This window comes from Stenotrophomonas sp. C9D9 (assembly GCF_056491205.1).
Genome location: NZ_JBSZIF010000007.1, coordinates 239896 through 258789 on the forward strand (window position 1 = coordinate 239896; position 18894 = coordinate 258789).

At 66.0% G+C, this 18894-nt stretch carries 17 protein-coding genes and 5 pseudogenes; 9 read left to right on the forward strand and 13 right to left on the reverse strand.

Features of this window, described 5'->3' with window-relative positions:
- Window positions 1–9: 9 nt before the first annotated feature.
- Window positions 10–171 (reverse strand): hypothetical protein, encoded by a 162-nt coding sequence (locus tag ACXI0D_RS22065; RefSeq protein WP_014037806.1) that lies wholly within the window; start codon window positions 169–171, stop codon window positions 10–12.
- A 209-nt stretch (window positions 172–380) separates the two neighbouring features.
- On the opposite strand from ACXI0D_RS22065, the gene ACXI0D_RS22070 reads away from it, so the two are divergent.
- The 3 genes from ACXI0D_RS22070 to cfa are packed head-to-tail and all read left to right on the forward strand — an operon-like array spanning window position 381 to window position 2737.
- Window positions 381–683 carry a GNAT family N-acetyltransferase gene (locus ACXI0D_RS22070; protein ID WP_005417588.1) on the forward strand — a complete coding sequence of 101 codons (303 nt, stop codon included), beginning with the start codon at window positions 381–383 and terminating at the stop codon, window positions 681–683.
- A gap of 37 nt (window positions 684–720) precedes the next feature.
- Window positions 721–1602, forward strand: a complete 882-nt coding sequence (locus ACXI0D_RS22075) for a DUF3298 and DUF4163 domain-containing protein (RefSeq protein ID WP_049444810.1) — start codon at window positions 721–723, stop codon at window positions 1600–1602.
- Window positions 1603–1621: 19 nt separating this feature from the next.
- The gene (cfa, locus tag ACXI0D_RS22080; RefSeq protein WP_119006523.1) at window positions 1622–2737 is read left to right on the forward strand and encodes a cyclopropane fatty acyl phospholipid synthase; all 1116 of its coding nucleotides are present in this window, start codon (window positions 1622–1624) and stop codon (window positions 2735–2737) included.
- Between the two features lie 149 nt (window positions 2738–2886).
- Here cfa and ACXI0D_RS22085 read toward each other — a convergent pair whose 3' ends face one another.
- Window positions 2887–5055, reverse strand: coding sequence for a M3 family metallopeptidase (locus tag ACXI0D_RS22085; protein WP_119006522.1), 2169 nt, complete (start codon window positions 5053–5055; stop codon window positions 2887–2889).
- A 130-nt stretch (window positions 5056–5185) separates the two neighbouring features.
- Between ACXI0D_RS22085 and ACXI0D_RS22090 the strand changes: the two genes are divergently transcribed.
- Complete coding sequence (locus tag ACXI0D_RS22090) at window positions 5186–5665, forward strand: glutathione peroxidase (RefSeq protein ID WP_119006521.1); 480 nt, start codon at window positions 5186–5188, stop codon at window positions 5663–5665.
- 77 nt (window positions 5666–5742) lie between these two features.
- Here ACXI0D_RS22090 and ACXI0D_RS22095 read toward each other — a convergent pair whose 3' ends face one another.
- From ACXI0D_RS22095 to ACXI0D_RS22110, 4 genes are all read right to left on the reverse strand, one after another.
- Window positions 5743–6522: a ferredoxin--NADP reductase gene (locus ACXI0D_RS22095; protein WP_014037801.1), complete on the reverse strand. Its 780-nt coding sequence runs from the start codon at window positions 6520–6522 to the stop codon at window positions 5743–5745.
- An 80-nt stretch (window positions 6523–6602) separates the two neighbouring features.
- On the reverse strand, window positions 6603–8474 hold the full coding sequence (locus ACXI0D_RS22100) for an ABC transporter ATP-binding protein (protein WP_119006520.1): 1872 nt from the start codon (window positions 8472–8474) through the stop codon (window positions 6603–6605).
- Window positions 8475–8670: 196 nt separating this feature from the next.
- Window positions 8671–9120 carry a carboxymuconolactone decarboxylase family protein gene (locus ACXI0D_RS22105; RefSeq protein ID WP_014037799.1) on the reverse strand — a complete coding sequence of 150 codons (450 nt, stop codon included), beginning with the start codon at window positions 9118–9120 and terminating at the stop codon, window positions 8671–8673.
- Window positions 9121–9156: 36 nt separating this feature from the next.
- Window positions 9157–10053: an RNA polymerase sigma-70 factor gene (locus ACXI0D_RS22110; RefSeq protein ID WP_119006519.1), complete on the reverse strand. Its 897-nt coding sequence runs from the start codon at window positions 10051–10053 to the stop codon at window positions 9157–9159.
- 155 nt (window positions 10054–10208) lie between these two features.
- Here ACXI0D_RS22110 and ACXI0D_RS22115 point away from each other — a divergent pair.
- The 3 genes and pseudogenes from ACXI0D_RS22115 to ACXI0D_RS22125 all read left to right on the forward strand — a co-directional run bounded on the left by ACXI0D_RS22115 (window position 10209) and on the right by ACXI0D_RS22125 (window position 12878).
- Window positions 10209–11727: pseudogene (locus tag ACXI0D_RS22115) on the forward strand (fumarate hydratase).
- A 122-nt stretch (window positions 11728–11849) separates the two neighbouring features.
- Complete coding sequence (locus ACXI0D_RS22120; RefSeq protein WP_119006518.1) at window positions 11850–12185, forward strand: hypothetical protein; 336 nt, start codon at window positions 11850–11852, stop codon at window positions 12183–12185.
- A 57-nt stretch (window positions 12186–12242) separates the two neighbouring features.
- Entirely contained in the window at window positions 12243–12878 is a 636-nt protein-coding gene (locus ACXI0D_RS22125; RefSeq protein ID WP_119006517.1) for a glutathione S-transferase family protein, read from the forward strand.
- Between the two features lie 96 nt (window positions 12879–12974).
- Here the strand turns inward: ACXI0D_RS22125 and arsC are convergent, their stop codons facing one another.
- The 3 genes from arsC to ACXI0D_RS22140 form a co-directional block, all read right to left on the reverse strand.
- On the reverse strand, window positions 12975–13316 hold the full coding sequence (gene arsC, locus ACXI0D_RS22130; protein ID WP_049444769.1) for an arsenate reductase (glutaredoxin): 342 nt from the start codon (window positions 13314–13316) through the stop codon (window positions 12975–12977).
- Complete coding sequence (locus ACXI0D_RS22135; RefSeq protein ID WP_014037794.1) at window positions 13316–14470, reverse strand: phospholipase A; 1155 nt, start codon at window positions 14468–14470, stop codon at window positions 13316–13318. The genes arsC and ACXI0D_RS22135 overlap by 1 nt, the downstream gene beginning before the upstream one ends.
- 118 nt (window positions 14471–14588) lie before the next feature.
- The gene (locus tag ACXI0D_RS22140; RefSeq protein WP_014037793.1) at window positions 14589–15074 is read right to left on the reverse strand and encodes a DUF456 domain-containing protein; all 486 of its coding nucleotides are present in this window, start codon (window positions 15072–15074) and stop codon (window positions 14589–14591) included.
- Window positions 15075–15310: 236 nt separating this feature from the next.
- Between ACXI0D_RS22140 and ACXI0D_RS22145 the strand changes: the two genes are divergently transcribed.
- Complete coding sequence (locus tag ACXI0D_RS22145; protein ID WP_014037792.1) at window positions 15311–15520, forward strand: cold-shock protein; 210 nt, start codon at window positions 15311–15313, stop codon at window positions 15518–15520.
- Between the two features lie 72 nt (window positions 15521–15592).
- Here ACXI0D_RS22145 and ACXI0D_RS22150 read toward each other — a convergent pair whose 3' ends face one another.
- Both ACXI0D_RS22150 and ACXI0D_RS22155 read right to left on the reverse strand, forming a co-directional pair.
- On the reverse strand, window positions 15593–16087 hold the full coding sequence (locus ACXI0D_RS22150) for a glycine zipper 2TM domain-containing protein (RefSeq protein ID WP_005410289.1): 495 nt from the start codon (window positions 16085–16087) through the stop codon (window positions 15593–15595).
- Between the two features lie 136 nt (window positions 16088–16223).
- Window positions 16224–16608 (reverse strand): annotated as a pseudogene (locus ACXI0D_RS22155) (hypothetical protein).
- Between the two features lie 127 nt (window positions 16609–16735).
- Here ACXI0D_RS22155 and ACXI0D_RS22160 point away from each other — a divergent pair.
- Window positions 16736–17564: pseudogene (locus ACXI0D_RS22160) on the forward strand (tRNA threonylcarbamoyladenosine dehydratase).
- A gap of 42 nt (window positions 17565–17606) precedes the next feature.
- Here ACXI0D_RS22160 and ACXI0D_RS22165 read toward each other — a convergent pair.
- Window positions 17607–18413 (reverse strand): annotated as a pseudogene (locus ACXI0D_RS22165) (TatD family hydrolase).
- A gap of 2 nt (window positions 18414–18415) precedes the next feature.
- Window positions 18416–18630 (reverse strand): annotated as a pseudogene (locus ACXI0D_RS22170) (DUF6116 family protein).
- Between the last annotated feature and the right edge of the window lie 264 nt (window positions 18631–18894).

An 18894-nucleotide genomic window follows, 5' to 3' on the forward strand; every position in this document is an offset into this window, starting at 1 on the left:
CCGGCCGGGTCAGGCCGCGGTCTGCTGGCCGTAGGTATCCAGCAGGCGGGCGAACACTTCCTCGCCGATGCGCTGGAAATCCTGATCCTCGGTCTGCCCTTCCACCGCCAGTTGCAGCAGGCCCTCCAGCAGGGCGCGGTCGGTATCGGAATGGGAATTGCTGGCGTGCATGGGGGCCTCCACGGTGGTGCGCATGGTCAACGGTCGCAAGGGTCGTGCCAGCCTGGCCGTACCCCTCCATAGGCGATAGCGGCCGGCCCGCCTCCAGCTTGAGGGGCGAAAACTGACGTGAATGGACTGGACTTGCCCCTGTTCAGGCTTCACGCGATCATGGCGCCCGGCTGCGCACCATCCACGCAGTCGCTGCAGGAGACAGTTCCATGGCTTCGGTCACGCCCCCCGGTCTGGCCTACGAGGTCGAACACGACCTGGCCAACCACCGCTTCACCGCCCGTGTGCGAGGACAGCTGGCGGTGCTGGACTACCAGATCAAGCGCAAGCGCATGGTCATCACCCACACCGAGGTACCCGAGCCGATCGCGGGCCGTGGCATCGCCGGTGAGCTGACCCGTGTGGCGCTGCGTTTCGCCCGCGAGCAGAAGTACAAGGTGGTGCCGGCATGTTCCTACGCCGAGGCCTTCCTGCAGCGGCACGAGGAGTACCACGACCTGCTCGTTGGCTGAATGCCAGCGGGCCACGCTTCAGCCATGGCAGGCGATGATGTACAAACATGAACAGGGGATCCCGATGAAGATTGGAAACAACCGGCCACTGCACGGCAGCGTGCTGGCCGGCGTGGTGGGCGTGCTGTTGCTGGCCGGTTGCCAGCGTGAAAGCGAGCCGGCACCGGCGACCGACGCGGCGCCCGCCGCCGAAGCCACCGCCGCAGGCGAAACGCCGGCCACGGAAGCGCCGCTGGACCTGCGCGACGTGATCGAGAACAACGAGCGCGAGGTGGTGGGCATCAGCTACCCGGCCGGTATCGACCGTTATCCGGGCCTGGCCCGCGCGCTGCAGAGCTATGCGACGAGTGCGCGCAGCGACCTGCAGCAGGCGCTGGACGGGCTGGGCAACGACAAGCCGACCATGCCGTACGAGCTGTCGCTGAGCTTCGAGAAGCTGCTGGAAACCCCGCAGCTGGTGGTGATCAGTGCCGATGGCAGCCGCTACACCGGTGGCGCCCACGGCGAGCCGCTGGTGGCCCGCTTCGTGTGGCTGCCGCAGCACCAGCAGATGCTCAGCGCCGAAAAGCTGGTGGCTGATGCCAAGGGCTGGAAGGCGATCAGCGATTTCGTCGCCGACCAGCTGCGCGAACGCGTGGCCACGCGCCTCAGCGGCGAGGACATGGATCCGGCCCAGCTGCAGGAATCGCTGCGCAACGCATCGCGCATGATCGCCGACGGCACCGGCCCGCAGGCCGACAATTTCAGCCAGTTCCAGCCGCTGACCGACGACAAGGGGCAGATCACCGCGCTGCGCTTTGTTTTCCCGCCGTACCAGGTGGGTCCATACTCGGACGGCACCCAGACCGCCGATGTACCGGCGGCGGTGCTGTTGCCGCACGTGGCCAGGGACTACGTGGAGCTGTTCGCACGCGGTTGACCGCAGTCGAGGAGGTGGCGTGGATACAGGGTTGCAGGAGCGGGTCGCCGGCCTGCTCCACGAAGCCGGGGTCCGCATCGGCGGCACCCAGCCACAGGACATCCAGGTGCATGACCCGCGTTTTTTCGCGCGGGTCATGGGCCACGGCTCGCTCGGCCTGGGCGAGAGCTACATGGAAGGTTGGTGGGATGCCAACGTCCTGGATGAATTCCTCGTCCACCTGATGCAGGCGCATCTGGATGAGCGGGTGCACGGCTGGCGCGAAGTGGCGGACGCGCTGAAGGCGCGCCTGTTCAACCTGCAGGTGGGGCAGGGCAGCTACGAAGTCGGTCGTCGCCATTACGACCTGGGCAATGATCTCTACCAGGCCATGCTCGGCCAGCGCCTGGTCTACAGCTGCGGCTATTGGCGCAACGCTGATGACCTTGATGCAGCGCAGGAGGCCAAGCTCGACCTGGTCTGCCGCAAGCTGGGCCTGCGCCCGGGCCAGCGCGTGCTGGACATCGGCTGTGGTTGGGGTGAAGCCCTGAAGTTCGCCGCCGAGCGCTACGGTGTCAGTGGCGTCGGCGTGACGATTTCGCAGGAGCAGGCCGAGTTCGCCCGCGAACTGTGTGCGGGCCTGCCGATCGAGATCCGCCTGCAGGACTACCGCGAGCTGGACGAACCGTTCGATGCGATCTTCTCGATCGGCATGTTCGAGCACGTCGGTGACAAGAACTACAGCAGTTTCTTCGAGGTGGCCAAGCGCTGCCTGTCACCGCGCGGCCTGCTGCTGTTGCACAGCATCGGCACCAACATCTCCCGGCATCGCACCGATCCGTGGATTGCGCGCTACATCTTCCCCAACTCGATGCTGCCATCGGCGGTGCAGATCACCAGGGCGTTCGAAGGCCGTTTCGTGCTGGAGGACTGGCACAACTTCGGCACCGACTACGACCTGACCCTGCAGGCGTGGCGACGCAACGTGGAAGCGGCGTGGCCGCAGCTGGATGCGCACTACGACGAGCACTTCCGGCGCATGTGGCGTTTCTACCTGGCCGGGTCGATGGCCACCTTCCGCTGCCGGCACGCGCAGCTGTGGCAGCTGGTGCTGTCGCCGGAGGGCGTGCCCGGTGGGTACGTGGCACCGCGATGAAGCCAGAGCGGGGTCGGAGCCCTTTCCGTGGAAAGGGATCCGACCCCGGGGTCAGATCCCTTTTCGCAGAGAAGGGCTCTGACCCCAATCACAACAAAAAACCGCCCGGTCTCCCGGGCGGTTTTCGTTTCACGCTACCGCGCTGGCGATCAGTTGCCGGCGCCGGTCAGGCCACGCTTTTCCAGCAGCGGTTCGATCTGCGGCTCGTGGCCGGCGAAATCGCGGAACAGCTGCATCGCGTCGACGCTGCCGCCCTTGGACAGCAGGGTGGCGCGGAAGTGGTCGCCGTTCTTGCGGCTCAGGCCGCCGTTGTCCTTGAACCACTTCTGGGTGTTGGCGTCGAGCACTTCCGACCAGATGTAGGCGTAGTAGCCGGCCGAGTAGCCGCCCATGATGTGGCTGAAGTACGGAGTCTTGTAGCGCGGCGGAACCGGCGCATAGTAGATGCCGTCCTTCTCCAGCGCGGCGCGCTCGAAGGCCATCACGTCCTTGGCCGCCGGCACCTGGTCCGGGCCGATCTGGTGCCAGTTCTGGTCCAGCATCGCCGCACCCAGGTATTCGGTGGTGGCAAAGCCCTGGTTGAACTTCGATGCGGCAATCACCTTGTCCAGCAGCGCCTGCGGCATCGCCGAGCCGTTCTGGTAGTGCTTGGCGTAGTTCTTCAGGATGACCGGGTTGTCCGACCACATTTCGTTGACCTGCGACGGGAACTCGACGAAGTCACGCGGCACCGAGGTGCCCGAGAAGTACGGGTACTTCACGTTGGAGAACATGCCGTGCAGGGCGTGGCCGAACTCGTGGAAGGTGGTGTTCACCTCATCCCAGGTCAGCAGGGTCGGCTGGCCGGCCGGCGGCTTCGGGATGTTCAGGTGGTTGGCGACCACCGGCTTGAAGCCGGTCAGCTTGGACTGCGAGACGTAGGAGTTCATCCACGCACCGCCACGCTTGGAGGCGCGCGCATACGGATCGAAGATGAAGATCGCCAGCTGGCTGCCATCGGCGTCGAACACGTCGTAGACGGTGACGTCATCGTGGTAGACCGGCAGGTCGGTGCGCTGCTTGAAGGTCAGGCCGAATTCCTGGCCGGCAGCGTAGAACACGCCGTTTTCCAGCACGTTCTTCAGTTCGAAGTACGGCTTCAGCTGCGACTCGTCGAAGTTGTACTTGGCCTGGCGCACCTTCTCGCTGTAGAAGGCCCAGTCCCACGGTTCCAGCTGGAAGGTCGGCTTGCGCGCGGCCTTCTGCTCCTTGTCGATCATCGCCTGCAGGTCGGCGGCTTCGCGCTTGGCATTGGCCACCGCGGCCGGGGCCAGCTTGCCCAGCATCGCGTTGACCGCTTCCGGGGTCTTGGCGGTCTGGTTGGTCAGGTTGTAGGCGGCGAAGTTCGGGAAGCCCATCAGCTTGGCCTTGTCGGCACGCAGCTGCATGATGCGCGAGACCAGCGCGGTGTTGTCGAACTCACCGCCGCGGCTGCCGCGGGTGGTCGAGGCTTCGTAGATCTTCTGGCGCAGGGCGCGGTTGGCCAGGTTGGTCAGCGGCGGCTGGCCGGTGGTGTTGAGCAGGGTGATCACGTACTTGCCTTCCAGGCCACGGGCCTTGGCGGCTTCGGCGGCGGCGGCGATCTGCTCCTTGGACAGGCCGGCCAGCTCCTTGACGTCGTCGACGGTGATCGCCGAAGCGTTCACTTCCGACTGCACGTTCTGGCTGAACTTGGTGCCCAGGTTGGCCAGCTCGGCGTTCATCGCCTTCAGCTTGGCCTTGTCGGCCTCGGACAGCTTGGCGCCGGCGCGCACGTAGTTGTCGTAGTACTTCTCGACCAGGCGCACGCCTTCGGCGTCCAGGCCCAGCTGGCTGCGGGTGTCGTACAGCGCCTGGATGCGGGCGAACAGTTTGCCGTTCAGCGCGATCGCATCGCTGTGCGCGGCGAACTTCGCCGAGTAGTCGGCCTGCAGCTTCTTGCGGGTGTCGTTGGTATCGGCGCCGACCAGGCTGAAGAACACGGTGGTCGCACGGTCGAGGATGTCACCGCTCTTTTCCAGGGCGATGATGGTGTTGTCGAAGGTCGGCTTGGCCTTGTTGTTGGCGATCGCCTCCACTTCCTTCAGCTGCTGCGCCATGCCGGCGTCGAAGGCCGGGGCGAAGTCGCTGTCCTTGATCTTGTCGAACTGCGGGAAGTGCAGCGGCAGCGGGCTTTCGGCGAAGAACGGGTTGGCCTGCTGGGCATTGGTGCTGGCAGCCGGGGTGGCGGCGCCGGCCGAGAAGGCGGGCAGGGCAAGGCCGAGGGACATGGCCACGGCAAGGGCAAGTCGAGTGGTCAAGGTAGAAGCTCCGGTAAGGCAAACAAGGGCCCGAGGGTAACCCGGCCGGCGGCGCCTGCACTTGTGTCAAAAGGCATGTTGCCTGGGCCGGGCGCGGGTACCATGCATTCACCGCCCACGGCCCGCCATCATGACAACCGCCTACGATTTCAGCTTCCGTGACCTCGACGGCCAGCCGCAGGCGCTGGCCCGGTACCAGGGCCATCCGTTGCTGCTGGTGAACGTCGCCAGCCGTTGTGGCTTCACCCCTCAATACACCGGGCTGGAGCAGCTGTGGCAGGAGTACCGCGAACGCGGCCTGGTGGTGATCGGCTTCCCGTGCAACCAGTTCGGCGCGCAGGAGCCGGGTGATGCCGCGCAGATCCGCCAGTTCTGTTCGCTGGACTATCCGGTCAGCTTCCCGCTGTCGGAAAAGATCGAGGTCAACGGCGACGGTGCCGACCCGCTGTGGGCGTGGCTCGCGCGCGAGAAGCGTGGCCTGCTCGGCAGTGCCCGCATCAAGTGGAATTTCAGCAAGTTCCTGGTCGACCGCCAGGGGCGGGTGGCGTCGCGACATGCGCCCACCACCAGGCCGGAGCAGCTGCGCGACGAGATCGAAGCGCTGCTGTGAGATGAACCGAAAAAGGGGACGGAGGGGATTAAGTCGTTTGTGCACAAACGACTTAATCCCCTCCGTCCCCTTTCTGCTTATTTCTCGACGAACGCGCGCTCGAACACGTAATGGCCCGGCTGGCCAATGCGCGGCGAAACCTGGAAACCGCGGGCATCGAGCACAGCGCGCAGGTCGGCCAGCATCTGCGGGCTGCCACAGATCATCGCGCGGTCGTTTTCCGGGCTCAGCTCCGGCAGGCCGAGCGTGCGCTGCATCTCGCCGCTTTCCATCAGCGAGGTCAGGCGGCCCTGGTTGGCGAACGGCTCGCGGGTGACGGCCGGGTAGTACAGCAGCTTGTCGCCGATCATCTCGCCCAGGAACTCGTGCTCTCGCAGTTCCTTCTCGAAGTAATCGCGGTAGGCCAGGTCCTTCTCGTAGCGCACGCCGTGGCACAGGATCACCTTCTCGAAGCGCTCGTAGGTTTCCGGGTCCTTGATGACCGACAGCCACGGCGCCATGCCGGTGCCCGTGCCCAACAGGTACAGGTTCTTGCCCGGGTGCAGGTCGCTGATCAGCAGGGTGCCGGTGGGCTTCTTGCCGACCAGCACCTTGTCGCCCGGCTTGATGTGCTGCAGGCGCGAGGTCAGCGGGCCGTCCTGCACCTTGATGCTGAAGAACTCCAGGTGCTCTTCCCAGTTGGCGCTGGCGATGGAGTACGCGCGCAGCAGCGGCCGCGCCTCGGTTTCCAGGCCGATCATCACGAACTGGCCGTTCTCGAAGCGGAAACCGCTGTCGCGGGTGAGGGTGAAGCTGAAGTAGGCATCGGTCCAGTGACGGACCTCAAGCACCGTTTCGGCGCCAAAAGCGGAGGACATGGGCGTATCTATCGGAAGTCGTCGGGGGTGATTCTATCTCAAATGAGACAGGTTCTCATTAGGCGGAACGAGAGGCGTTCTCAGCGGTAACCGGCCGCCTGCAGCTCGAACAGCTCGGCGTAGCGGCCTCCCTGGGCCATCAGCTGCTCATGGGTGCCACTGGCCTCGATCCGGCCATCGGCCAGCACCAGGATGCGATCGGCCATGCGGACCGAGGAGAAACGGTGGGAAATCAGCACTGCGGTGCGATTATCCGCCAGTTCCCTGAACCGCTGGAACACCTCGAACTCACTGCGTGCATCCAGCGCCGCCGTTGGCTCATCCAGGATCATCACCTGCGCATTGCGCATCCATGCGCGGGCGATGGCGATCTTCTGCCACTGGCCACCGGACAGGTCCACGCCCTGCTTGAAGCGGCGGCCGATCAGCTGGTCGTAGCCGCCGGGCAGGTCGTCGATCACTTCCTCGGCCATGCCGCGCCGTGCGGCGTCGGCGATGCGCGCCTGGTCGTCCATCGCCTCGACCTGGCCGACGCCGATGTTCTCGCCGGCGCTGAGGTTGTAGCGCACGAAGTCCTGGAAGATCACCCCGAGGTTGGCGCGCAGGTCGTCCAGGTCGTAGTCGCGCAGGTCGCGCCCATCGAGCAGGATGCGGCCCTCGTCCGGTTCGTACAGCCGCGCCAGCAGCTTCACCAGCGTGGTCTTGCCGGCGCCGTTCTCACCGACCAGGGCCAGCACTTCGCCGGCCTGCAGCTGGAAATCGAGGTGGCGCACGGCCCATTGCTCGGCATCCGGGTAGCGGAAGCCGACGTTCTCGAACACGAAGCCCTGGCGGATCGGCTGCGGCACGCGCACCGCACCTTCGCGCGAGTGGATTTCCGGCTGGATCTGGAAGAACGAGAACAGGTCGTCCAGATAAAGTGCCTGGCTGGCCACCTGCGAGAACCCGATCAACAGGCCCTCCAGCAGCTGGCGCAGGCGCAGGAAGCTGCCGGCGAGGAAGGTCAGGTCGCCGATCGAGAAGTCGCCGCGCACCGTGCGCCACGCGATGTAGGCATAGGCGGTGTAGTAGCCCAGCGTGCCGAGCGCAGCCAGCAGCGTGCCCCAGAACGCGCGGCGCCGGGCCAGGGCACGGTTGGCCTGGAAGAGTGCTACAGACAACCTGCGATAGCGCTCCACCAGGAAGCGGTGCAGGTTGTAGATCTTCACTTCCTTGGCCGTTTCCACGCTGGCACCGAGCTGGCGCAGGTAGTCGAGCTGGCGGCGCTCGGGCGTCCACTGGAAGTTGAGGCTGTAGCCGGCCGCGTTGAAGTGCGATTCGCCGATGAAGGCCGGCACCAGTGCCAGCGCCAGCAGCAGGATCAGCCACGGCGCGTAGACCAGCAGGCCGACGGCGAGGCTGGCCACGGTGATCGCGTCCTGCACCTGGCCGAACAGCTGGCTCATCAGGTTCATCCGGCCCATGGTCTGGCGTCGCGCACGGTCCAGCTTGTCCTGCAGGTCCGGGTCTTCGAAGTCCTCCAGATCCAGCGTTGCGGCGTGTTCCATCAGCCGGATGCTGGTGACGTTGGCGAACAGTTCCGAGAGCAGGGCATCGGCGTAGCTGACCAGCCGGCCGAGCAGATCCGAGGCGATGGCCAGGCCGAATTCCAGCGCGAGCAGGCCCAGCAACGGATTCAGCACGCCGCTGGACAGCGCTTCGCCCAGCGGCGGGAAGCCAGCGTCGTGCTGGCTCAGGTGCAGGGCGCTGTCGATGATCAGCTTGCCGACGTACAGCATTGCCACCGGCAGCAGCGCACGGATCAGGCGCAGCCCCAGGCTGGCCAGGGTGAGCGCGGGGCTGGTCTGCCAGACCATGCGCAGGAACGGCGGCAGGTTGCGCATCGCCTTGAAGCGCTGGCGCAGGCTGGGCTTCTTCGCGGCGGCAGCGCCGGCGGTGGGGGTAGCAGGCATGCGCGTATTGTGCGCGCCTGACGCGTGCAGATGGGGTCAGTGCAGCCGTGTGGCCGCGCCGGGGTCAGATCGAGTCAGAGCCCTTCGCGTGGCGAAGGGATCCGACCCTGCCGCATCCACGCATGGCGTGGATCTACCGTGTCGACCAAGATCGACACCTACCAACCGTTGCAGGAACCCGCCCAGCCAGACCCCGTTACGGCAGCGGCGGCAGCAAACCCGCGCCCAACCGGTTCCAGGCATTGATCACCGCAATGCCCATGCTCAGGTCACTGATGCCCTTCTCATCGAAGTGCGGTGCCAGTGCGTCGAACGCTGCCTGCGACGGCGCACCGTCGGTCAGCCGGGTCAGTGCCTCGGCCCAGCCCAGCGCCGCGCGTTCGCGCGCATCGAAGAAGCGGCTTTCGTGCCACGCGGGCAGGGTGTCCAGCTTGCGCGGCTCGATGCCGCCCTTGCGCAGCGCGGTGCCATGCATGTCCATGCAGTAGCCGCAGCCGTTGAGCTGCGACACGCGCAGGAACAGCAGTTCCATCAGGGTCGGATCAATCGAGCTTTCATGCACCGCCTTGCTGGTGGCCAGCAGGCCCTTGAAGGCCTCGGCGGCCAGGCGGGTATAGGGAACGCGGGGAGAGGCGTGGTCGGACATTTTCGGCTCCACGGCGGCCACGATGGCCACCTTTCACTACCAGGACGCCGCACCGTCATCGCGCGTGACAACTCCCGGCAGCTTTTCCGGGTTCAACACGCTGTACACGTTGGCGATGCGGCCATCGACCACCTCGATGGTGGTGACCGAGTGCAGACGATCGCCCTGGAAGCGCAGGATCGCCGGTTCGCCATTGACGTAGCCCAATTGCGCCGGATGCACCGCGCCGCGGCGGGCGATGGCCCAGAACAGGCGGCCGATGCGTTCGGCGCCGAGCAGGGGCCGCACCGCCGCAGTGACCACGCCACCGCCGTCGGAAACCAGTACCGCGTTGGCGTGCAGCAGGGCCTGGATCGCTTCGCTGTCGCCGCGCTGGGAAGCGTCCATGAAGCGTGCGAGCAGCTGCCGGTGCTGGCTGGCATCGGCGTTGAAGCGCGGCCGCCCGGCCTGCAGGCGCTGCCGCGCGCGGTGCACCAGTTGCCGGCAGTTGGCCTCGCTGTGGCCGAGCAGGTCGGCGATCTCGCGGTAATCGTGATCAAAGGCCTCCTTCAGCAGGAACGCGGCGCGTTCCTCAGGGCCGAGCTGTTCGAGCAGGGTCAGGAAGGCCACCGAGACATCGTCGGCCAGCGCATGCAGCTGCGCCGGACCGGGTGCCGGGTCGGGCTCCAGGGTCACCGCCAGCGGTTCGGCCAGCCATGGGCCGACGTAGTGCACGCGCTCGCGCTTGGCCGCGCGCAGCCGGTCCAGGCCGAGCCGGGTGGTGGTGGTGACCAGCCAGGCTTCGGGGTCGCGGACGGCCGCCGGGTCGGCGCCGGACCAGCGCAGCCAGGCATCCTGGACCACGTCTTCGGCGTCGGCGCGGCTGCCGAGCAGGCGGTAGGCCAGGGCCATCAGGCGCGGGCGGTGGGTCTGGAATGCGGTTTCAGGGTTCATGTCGACCAGGACGCCGGGAAGGGAGCACGCGTGACAGGGAGTGTGGGGTCAGAGCCCCTTGCAGGGGATCCGACCCCGAGATTGTGATCCTGCGGCCGGGGGAGGGGGTAAAATGGGGGGATTACCCCCGCCAGCCTCCAGCAAGCGAGCAAGTCGTGACATCGATCAAGCAGGAAGACCTCATCCAGTCCATCGCCGACGCGCTGCAGTACATCTCGTACTACCACCCGGTCGACTACATCAAGAACCTTGCCGCCGCCTACGAGCGCGAGGAGTCGCCGGCCGCGAAGGAAGCGATGGCGCAGATCCTGATCAATTCGCGCATGTGCGCCGAAGGCCACCGTCCGATCTGCCAGGACACAGGCATCGTCACCGTGTTCCTGGAAATCGGCATGGACGTGCGTTGGGACGACGCCACCATGGGCGTGGAAGACATGGCCAATGAAGGCGTGCGCCGCGCCTACATGCACCCGGACAACAAGCTACGCGCTTCGGTGCTGGCTGATCCGGCCGGCAAGCGCATCAACACCAAGGACAATACCCCGGGCGTGGTCAACGTCAAGGTGGTGCCGGGCAACACCGTCGACGTCATCGTCGCCGCCAAGGGTGGTGGTTCGGAAGCCAAGACCAAGTTCGCCATGCTCAACCCGTCCGATTCCATCGTCGACTGGGTGCTGAAGACCGTGCCGACCATGGGCGCCGGCTGGTGCCCGCCGGGCATGCTCGGCATCGGCATCGGCGGCACCGCCGAGAAGGCGATGCTGCTGGCCAAGGAAGCTCTGATGGAGCCGATCGACATCACCGAGCTGCAGGCCCGTGGTGCGTCCAACCGCATTGAAGAGCTGCGCCTGGAGCTGTACGAGAAGGTCAACGCACTGGGTATTGGCGCGCAGGGCCTGGGTGGCCTGACCACTGTGCTCGACATCAAGATCAACGATTACCCGACTCATGCGGCCAACCTGCCGGTGGCGATGATCCCGAACTGCGCGGCCACCCGCCATGCGCACTTCACCCTGGATGGCAGCGGTCCGGTGATGCTGGACCCGCCGTCGCTGGAGGACTGGCCGAAGCTGACCTACGATTCGTCCAAGGGCACCCGCGTGGACCTGGACACGATCACCCCGGAGGACGTGGCCAGCTGGAAGCCGGGCCAGACCCTGCTGCTCAACGGCAAGCTGCTGACCGGCCGCGACGCCGCGCACAAGCGCATGGTCGACATGCTCAACAAGGGCGAGCAGCTGCCGGTCGATCTGAAGGGCCGCTTCATCTACTACGTCGGACCGGTCGATCCGGTGCGTGACGAAGTAGTGGGCCCGGCCGGCCCGACCACGGCGACCCGCATGGACAAGTTCACCCGCCAGGTGCTGGAGCAGACCGGCCTGCTGGGCATGGTCGGCAAGGCCGAGCGCGGTCCGGCGGCGATCGAAGCGATCCGTGACAACAAGTCGGCCTACCTGATGGCCGTCGGTGGTTCGGCCTACCTGGTGCTCCAAGGCGATCAAGGCGGCCAAGGTGGTCGGTTTCGCCGACCTGGGCATGGAGGCGATCTACGAGTTCACCGTGCAGGACATGCCGGTGACCGTGGCGGTGGATTCCACCGGCGAATCGGTGCACAAGACCGGCCCGCGCGAGTGGCAGGCCCGCATCGGCAAGATTCCGGTGGTGGTGGAGTAACCCTGCCGCGCATCCGGTTCAAGCAACGGCGCCCGTATGGCGCCGTTGTTGTGTGGTGAGGGTTAACGAACCTGCAGCATCTGCTCTGCTAGGCTCGGCGCGACCTCACACAGGACGTGTTCATGGGCCTGCATCGATTCATCGCCGTTGCGATCCTGCTGGCCCTGGCCGGCTGCAGTACAACCTCATCCTATGAATGTGCGGACTTCTCCGCCTCCTCGCAGTGCCGCATGCAGTGCCAGGCCGACTATCGCAGCTGCATGGCGCGGGGCAGTGTCGGCAGCAACGACTTCAGCTGCGAACAACAGATGGTGCCGGCGCCAGACAAGCGCTGCAAGGACGTTGCCAACCCCGAGTTGCGCCGTTCCTGTGAACTGAAGACGCACGACTGCGCGATACGCACGCCGATCATGTCCTGTAGCGAAGGCCGCGATACCTGCATGAGCCGCTGCGGCTGAGCAGCGACCGCCCGCGCGGGCGCATAATCAGCGGATCCATTCACACAGGAGCCGCGCATGAGCACCACGCTGTATGGTTCAACCAGTACCGCCGCGCTGGTGGTGCACTGGCTGCTGATCGAGCTGGGCATCGAGCATGAACTGGTGCTGCTGGATTTCGACACGCGCGAGCACAAGTCGGCGGAATACCTGGCGCTGAATCCGGCCGGTGTGGTGCCGACACTGCTGATCGATGGATTGGTACTGACCGAAGCGGCGGCGATCGCACTGCATCTGGCTGACCGCCATCCGGAAGCCAACCTGTTGCCGGCACTGGGTACGCCGCAGCGCGCCGATGCCTACCGCTGGATGTTCTGGTGTGCCAATACGCTGCAGCCGGCCTATCGTGCCTGGTTCTATCCGTATGAGATGGCGGGCGAGGCAAACGTGGAGGCCACTCGCGAGATGGCCCGTCAGCGCCTGGAAGCGGCCTGGCAGCATGTGGCCACGCACCTGCAGGCACACGGACCGTACCTGCTGGGTGCCACGCCCTGCGTGGTCGACTACATGCTGGTGATGCTGATGCGCTGGTCGCGCAACATGCCCAGGCCCAGCGACACCTGGCCGGTGCTGAAGGCACATGCCACGTCGATGAAGGCGCGCCCGGCGTTCGCCGAGGTGTACCGCCGCGAAGGCATCACCGACTGGCGGTAACCCGTTCTGTAGAGCCGAGCCATGCTCGGCTGCATTCATGGGTAGCACGCGAACCGCAGCCGAGCATGGCTCGGCTCTACCAAAAGTAGGGCGGGCTTAGAGGATCTCCAGCACCGTTTCCGGTGGGCGGCACAGCCGCGTGCCCTTGGGGGTGCGCACCACCGGACGGTTGATCAAGTGCGGGTATTCGGCCATCGCGGCTAGCAGCGTGGCCTCGTCGGCATCTTCCAGCCCGAGTTCGGCGAACTGCGCTTCCTTGCTGCGCACCAGATCGCGCGCGTTCAGCGCCGACTCGGCCAGCACCTGGCGCAGCGTGGCCGCGTCGGGTGGGTTGCCCAGGTACTCGATGACCACCGGATCGAAGCCCGCATCGCGGATCAGCTTCAGTGCGCCGCGCGAGTTGCTGCAGGCCGGGTTGTGCCAGATCGTCACGTCCATCAGAACCACTCCAGCAGCGACACGCCCACGCCCACATAGGTGGCCTTGTGGTTGTAGTCGATCATGCTCTCGCCATAGCCGTCGAAGATCTGCACATGGCCACGCAGCAGGTTGCTGATCGGGAAGCCGTAGTCCAGCTGCAGTGCACCGTGGGAGCGGCTGCCGGTGCGCAGCGAATGGCGCGCCATCAGCGCGACCTCATGCCCGTTGCGGTTCCAGATCAGGGTCGCGTCACCGCGGCCCATGTAGTCCTCGATGTCCGGATTGTTGTCTTCGCTGCGGCTTTCCGGGATGCGGTACCACGGGCGGAGGACCAGCGCCCAGTTCTCGCGATCCAGGCCGATGTTGAGCATGACCCGGTTCCAGCTGCGCGAGAGCGGATCGGCCCGTCCGTTGGACTGGTGGTTGAGGCTGATGCCGGTCATGCGCCCGCGCCAGCCACCGATCGAGTAGCCGTTGCGGAACACCATCATCACTTCCGGTTCGTAATTGGTTTCGCGGAACGGGCGCGAATCCTCGCTGTTGTAGGCCTGCCAGCGCGAACTCTGGGTGTAGCCGGCCCAGATATCACCGTTGTCGCCGAACAGGTTCTCGGCGATCTTGGTCTTGAAGCTGATCTGGAACTTCAGTTCGGCACTGTCGAGCACCTGCGGGGTCGTTACGCTGTTGGCCGGGTTCGGCGAGTGCGGCATGGTGTTGCGGTCGCTGGTCCAGAACGCGGGCAGCAGGTACACCGGCTTGTAGGCGCGCAGCTGGAACGGGCCCAGCTTGGAGTCCTCGGCCAGCTCCCAGCGGCTGTCCAGCAGCGAACCGCGGCCGGCGTTGGCCAGCGCGCTGTCCGGTGCCGCCGGGCGGAACAGGTCGCTGACCCGTTCGCGCAGTTTCTCTTCGCCCTGGCTCACACGTGCGGTCTGGCGCTCTTCGCGGCGGGCCTGCGCGGCTGCCTCGGCAGCGGCGTCGGCAGCGGCGGTGGCCTGCGGGGTGTGCGCGAACAGGCGGTCATAGCAGGCCAGGCGCGCCGCGTCGGTGGTGATCGCCGCGCAGGCGGCCGGCGAGGTGTCGGTGCTGGGCACGAACTCCTGCGCGGCCAGCGGTGCACTGGCCAGGGCAAGCGCCAGCGGCGCCAGACGGGGAAGCAGCGTGGGGAGGGTCATTGCAGCAGGCCCTTCGGTGGATACGGGAATCGCACAGTGTGGCGGCTGCAACGGATAGCGGCCAGCCCCACGGTTTATGCACGGCCCCGGCGTGCGCGTGGCGTGAAGGCCAGGTGGCTCAGAAGAACCAGGCGAACGCGAACAGGCCCAGCATCGCGATCACCACCGCCAGTTTCAGTGCCAGGCCGAGCAGGATGCCGAGCCAGGTGGCCAGGCCGACCTTGGTCGAGCGGCCGAGTTCGCGGGTGTGCCAGTACTCGCCGAGCAGGGCGCCGATCAGGGGGCCGGCAAACAGGCCGATGGGCATGAAGAACAGGCCGACGATGCTGCCGACGAAGGTGCCCCACAGGGCCTTGCGGCTGGCGCCGACGCGCTGTGCCCCAACCACGGTGGCCAGCACGTCCACCAGCAGTGAAAGCAGGGTCAGTACGCCCAGCGCGACCAGGGTGGGCCAGCCGACATGGGCGAAGCCGTCGGCCCAGGCCGCCAGCAGCAGTCCGATGAATACCAGCGGGATGCCCGGAAGGGCTGGCAGGACAATGCCGGCGATGCCGATCAGGACAAAAATGACCGCTAGCAGATATAAGATGAATGAGAGTCCCATGCTGTCCCGTATGGTGTCCGTTTTGGGGTTGACAGTGAAAGATTTTGCCAGTTGCTTTTTTCGTTTTGGGCGGGTTAAGTTGCAGTCGCTGAGCTTGGCAAGGTCACCGTGGATCGTGGCCTGATGAAGCAAGATCTTTCCGATCCGCTGCATCGATGCACCTCGCTTCCCCCTTGCTTGTCAGCCGCCCACCGGGCGTTTCCAACAACAAGAGAGAGTCAAAGGGAGTTAGTGAGATGGCTGAGCGCGAGACCGGTACCGTAAAGTGGTTCAATGATGCGAAGGGCTTCGGCTTCATCAGCCGGCAGAATGGCGAGGACGTGTTCGTGCACTTCCGCGCCATCGAGACCCAGGGCTTCAAGAGCCTCAAGGAAGGCCAGTCGGTGACCTTTGAAGTCGTGCAGGGCCAGAAGGGCCTGCAGGCTGACAAGGTGCAGCCGGTGTAATACCCGCCGCCCGTCGGCATGAAAAAGGCCCGCGCAAGCGGGCCTTTTTCTTTGCCGTTGGCCCGGTGCAGGTCAGCGCAGGATGACCTTGCCATTGACCACGCGCACGTAGGTGTTCTCGCGGATGCCGCCGAGATCGCGCTGGTTGACCACGATGGTACGGCCATCATCCATGCGCACGCTGATGTCATAGGTATCGCTGGTGACGTTCTTCTGGATCTGGTTGCCGGCCAGGGCGCCACCGACCGCGCCTGCAGCGGCGGCGATGTTCTTGTTGCCACGGCTGCCACCGGTGTGGTCGGAGATTTCATGGCCGGCCACGGCGCCGACGATGCCGCCGAGGATCGCACCGGTCGCGCTGGGCGCGGTGCGGCCCGAGGGCACGGTGTTGATGCGGGTGACGATGCCGCAGTCGGCGCAGCGGCCCTGGTTGTAACCGCCATTGTTGCCGTAGCCGCCGTTGTTGTAGCCGTTGTTGTAACCACCGCCGCCGTAACCGGGCGAGGTGGCACAGCCGGCCAGGGCGAGGGTTGCGATGGCACTGGCAGCGATGAGCTGGATCTTCATGAGGCGTCTCCTGGCCGTGAAGGCGGGTGCGTTGGGTGGTACTGCGTCATGCAGCAGGGTGGACGAATCCTCTCCTTTCGAACGTGAACAACGCGCCAACCGTGCGTGCCCTGACCGGCTGCAGGATGAATGCGCGTCAGCGGAAGTCTTGGTGGCAGGCACGGCAGTCCGCCTGCAGTGTTTCCACCACCTGGGCGAGGGCTTTGCAGTCGCCTGGCGGTGAGGCCAGCGCCGTGTTGAGGTTGCCGCGCAGCTGGCTGGCGTGCTGCTGGAACTGCACACTGTCCTTCAGCCCGGGAAAGGCCAGATCCAGATCGTTGGACAACAGGCGTATGGCCTGCAGGCGCGGCACGCTGTGCGGCCAGGCTGCAGCGGTTCTGCTGCTGGGCCTGCTGCAGCAGCTGCGACTGCCGCTGCATCACCTGCATGAGGCTGTCCGGGAACGGGTCACGGCGGGCCTGCAGGGCACGGCTGACCATCACCGTGGCGATCAGGCCGATCAGCAGGCCCAGGCAGAGCACGAACAGGTAACGATGGGCGGTGGACAGGCGGCGGGGCGGGCTGGCATTGCGGGCTCTCCGGGCTTGCAACGGTGGGTTCGATGCCGGCGTACTGCGGGCGCCGGCACCTGCACGTTAAAATAGCCCGATGAACGAACAGGTCAAACAACGCTTCGCCGGCATCGAACGGCTGTATGGCGTGGGCGCGCTCGAGCGCCTGCAGGGCAGCCGCGTGGCGGTGGTGGGCATGGGCGGCGTCGGCTCGTGGGTGGTGGAGGCGCTGGCCCGTTCGGCGGTCGGCCACCTGACCCTGATCGATGCCGACGATATCTGCGTGTCCAACACCAACCGGCAGCTGCCGGCGATGGAAGGCAACTACGGCCGCAACAAGGCCGAAGCAATGGCCGAGCGCTGCCGTGCGATCAATCCGGACATCGAGGTCGACGCCGTGCAGGCGTTCCTGACCGTGTCCAACATGGCCGAGCTGCTGGACCGGGGGTTCGATCTGGTGATCGATGCCTGCGACAGCTTCCGGGTCAAGGTCGAGACGATCGCCTGGTGCCGCCGCCGCAAACTGCCGTTGCTGACCGTGGGGGCAGCCGGTGGCCGTACCGACCCGACCCTGGTGCGTATCCGCGATGTCTCGCGCACCGAGCACGACGCCATGCTGGCGCTGATCCGCAAGAAGCTGCGCAGCGAATTCAACTTCCCGAAGAACGCCAAGCGCTATTTCGGCGTGCCGGCGGTGTATTCGCTGGAGAATGTGAAGTACCCGCAGGCCGATGGCAGTGTGTGTGGCCTCCGCCCGAACCTGGGCGCCGATGCGGCGTTGAAGCTGGACTGTGGCGCCGGCCTGGGCGCGGCGACCCACATCACCGGCGCGTTCGCCTTCGCGGCGGTGGGCAAGGGGCGTGGAGATGCTGCTGGAGCCGAAGAAGGTGAAGGCTGAAGTGGTCGAGGATCACGCCGACGCGTGATGGTAGTGCCGGCCGCTGGCCGGCAACGCCGGAATGCTTGAATCAGCGCAGATGCCGGCCAGCGGCCGGCACTACCGCTATAGCGCCGGCAGCGTGAACAGCCGCCGCGCATTCTCCGTCGTGGCCTGGGCCACGGCAGTCCAGCTGCCATCCCGCGCAGCGCGGCCACATGGCGGGCAATGGTCGCCAGCCGCGCCGGTTCGTTGCGCTGGCCGCGGATGCCGGCATCGGGCTGGTCCTCGGTGCGTCGGTTTCCAGCAGCAGCTGTTCCAGCGGCATCTCACGTACCAGCCGCTGCAGTCGTTGCGCGCGGTCGTAGGTCAATGGGCCGCCGAGGCCGAGCAGGAAGCCCTGCCCCCGTGCAGTTGCGCGGCCTGTTCGGGGCTGCCGGAAAAGCTGTGCACCACGCCGCGCAGGCCGCCGATGCGGCGGATGGCGGCGATCACCGCATCCACCGCACGTGGCCGTGCACGATCACCGGCAGTCAAATTCACGGGCCAGTTCCAGCTGGCCGATGAAATACACCTGCTGAGCCTCGGCATCCAGTCCTTCGACGAAGAAGTCCAGGCCGCATTCGCCGATCGCGCAGGGGCGTTCGCGCTCGATCCACTCGCGCAGCAGCGGCAGGTGCCCAGGCTGGTGCTCGGCCAGGAACATCGGATGCAGGCCGTAGGCCGGGTACAGACCCGGTGCCTGCCGGCAGACCTCGCGCAGCTTCGGCCAGCTGGCTGCGGTCACCGCCGGTACCACCTGCAGGCGCACACCAGCCGCCTGCGCACGCTCGACCACGGCGGTGCGGTCACATCGACTCGGTTGGCGTCCAGATCGGCAGTGGCTGTCGAACAGCACGCTCAACGCTGTTCCAGCGGCGGGGGCGTGATGGCGTTGCGGCTCTTCCAGTTGGCCAGCAGCAGGGTGCCGAAGCCCAGCACCAGCTCATCGACGAACGGAATCGGGTCCGGGATGAACAACGTCAGCACGAACAGGCCGGCGGTGAGCTTGAACAGGGTCGGGTAGCGCAGCCGGCGGGCCCATTGCAGTACCTGAACAGCATCGGGTTGGCCATGGCGGGAATCCTCGTGGGGAATATGCAAACGCTACCACGGGCCCAGCATTTCCCGATGCTGAATGGGTTACAGCAATGAGCAGGAAATGTGGAGATTCCGTTCAGGCAGCGCATGCTGCAATCTGGTCCGAGAACGTTGCGGATGGTCCGCAAGGAGCAGGTCATGAAAAGCACAACTACAACTGTCCTGGTCGCAGCGGCGGCGCCGCCTGTCGGTGGCATCGCCACCGCCGCCTTCATGAAGAGTGGCGACAGAATCGCCCA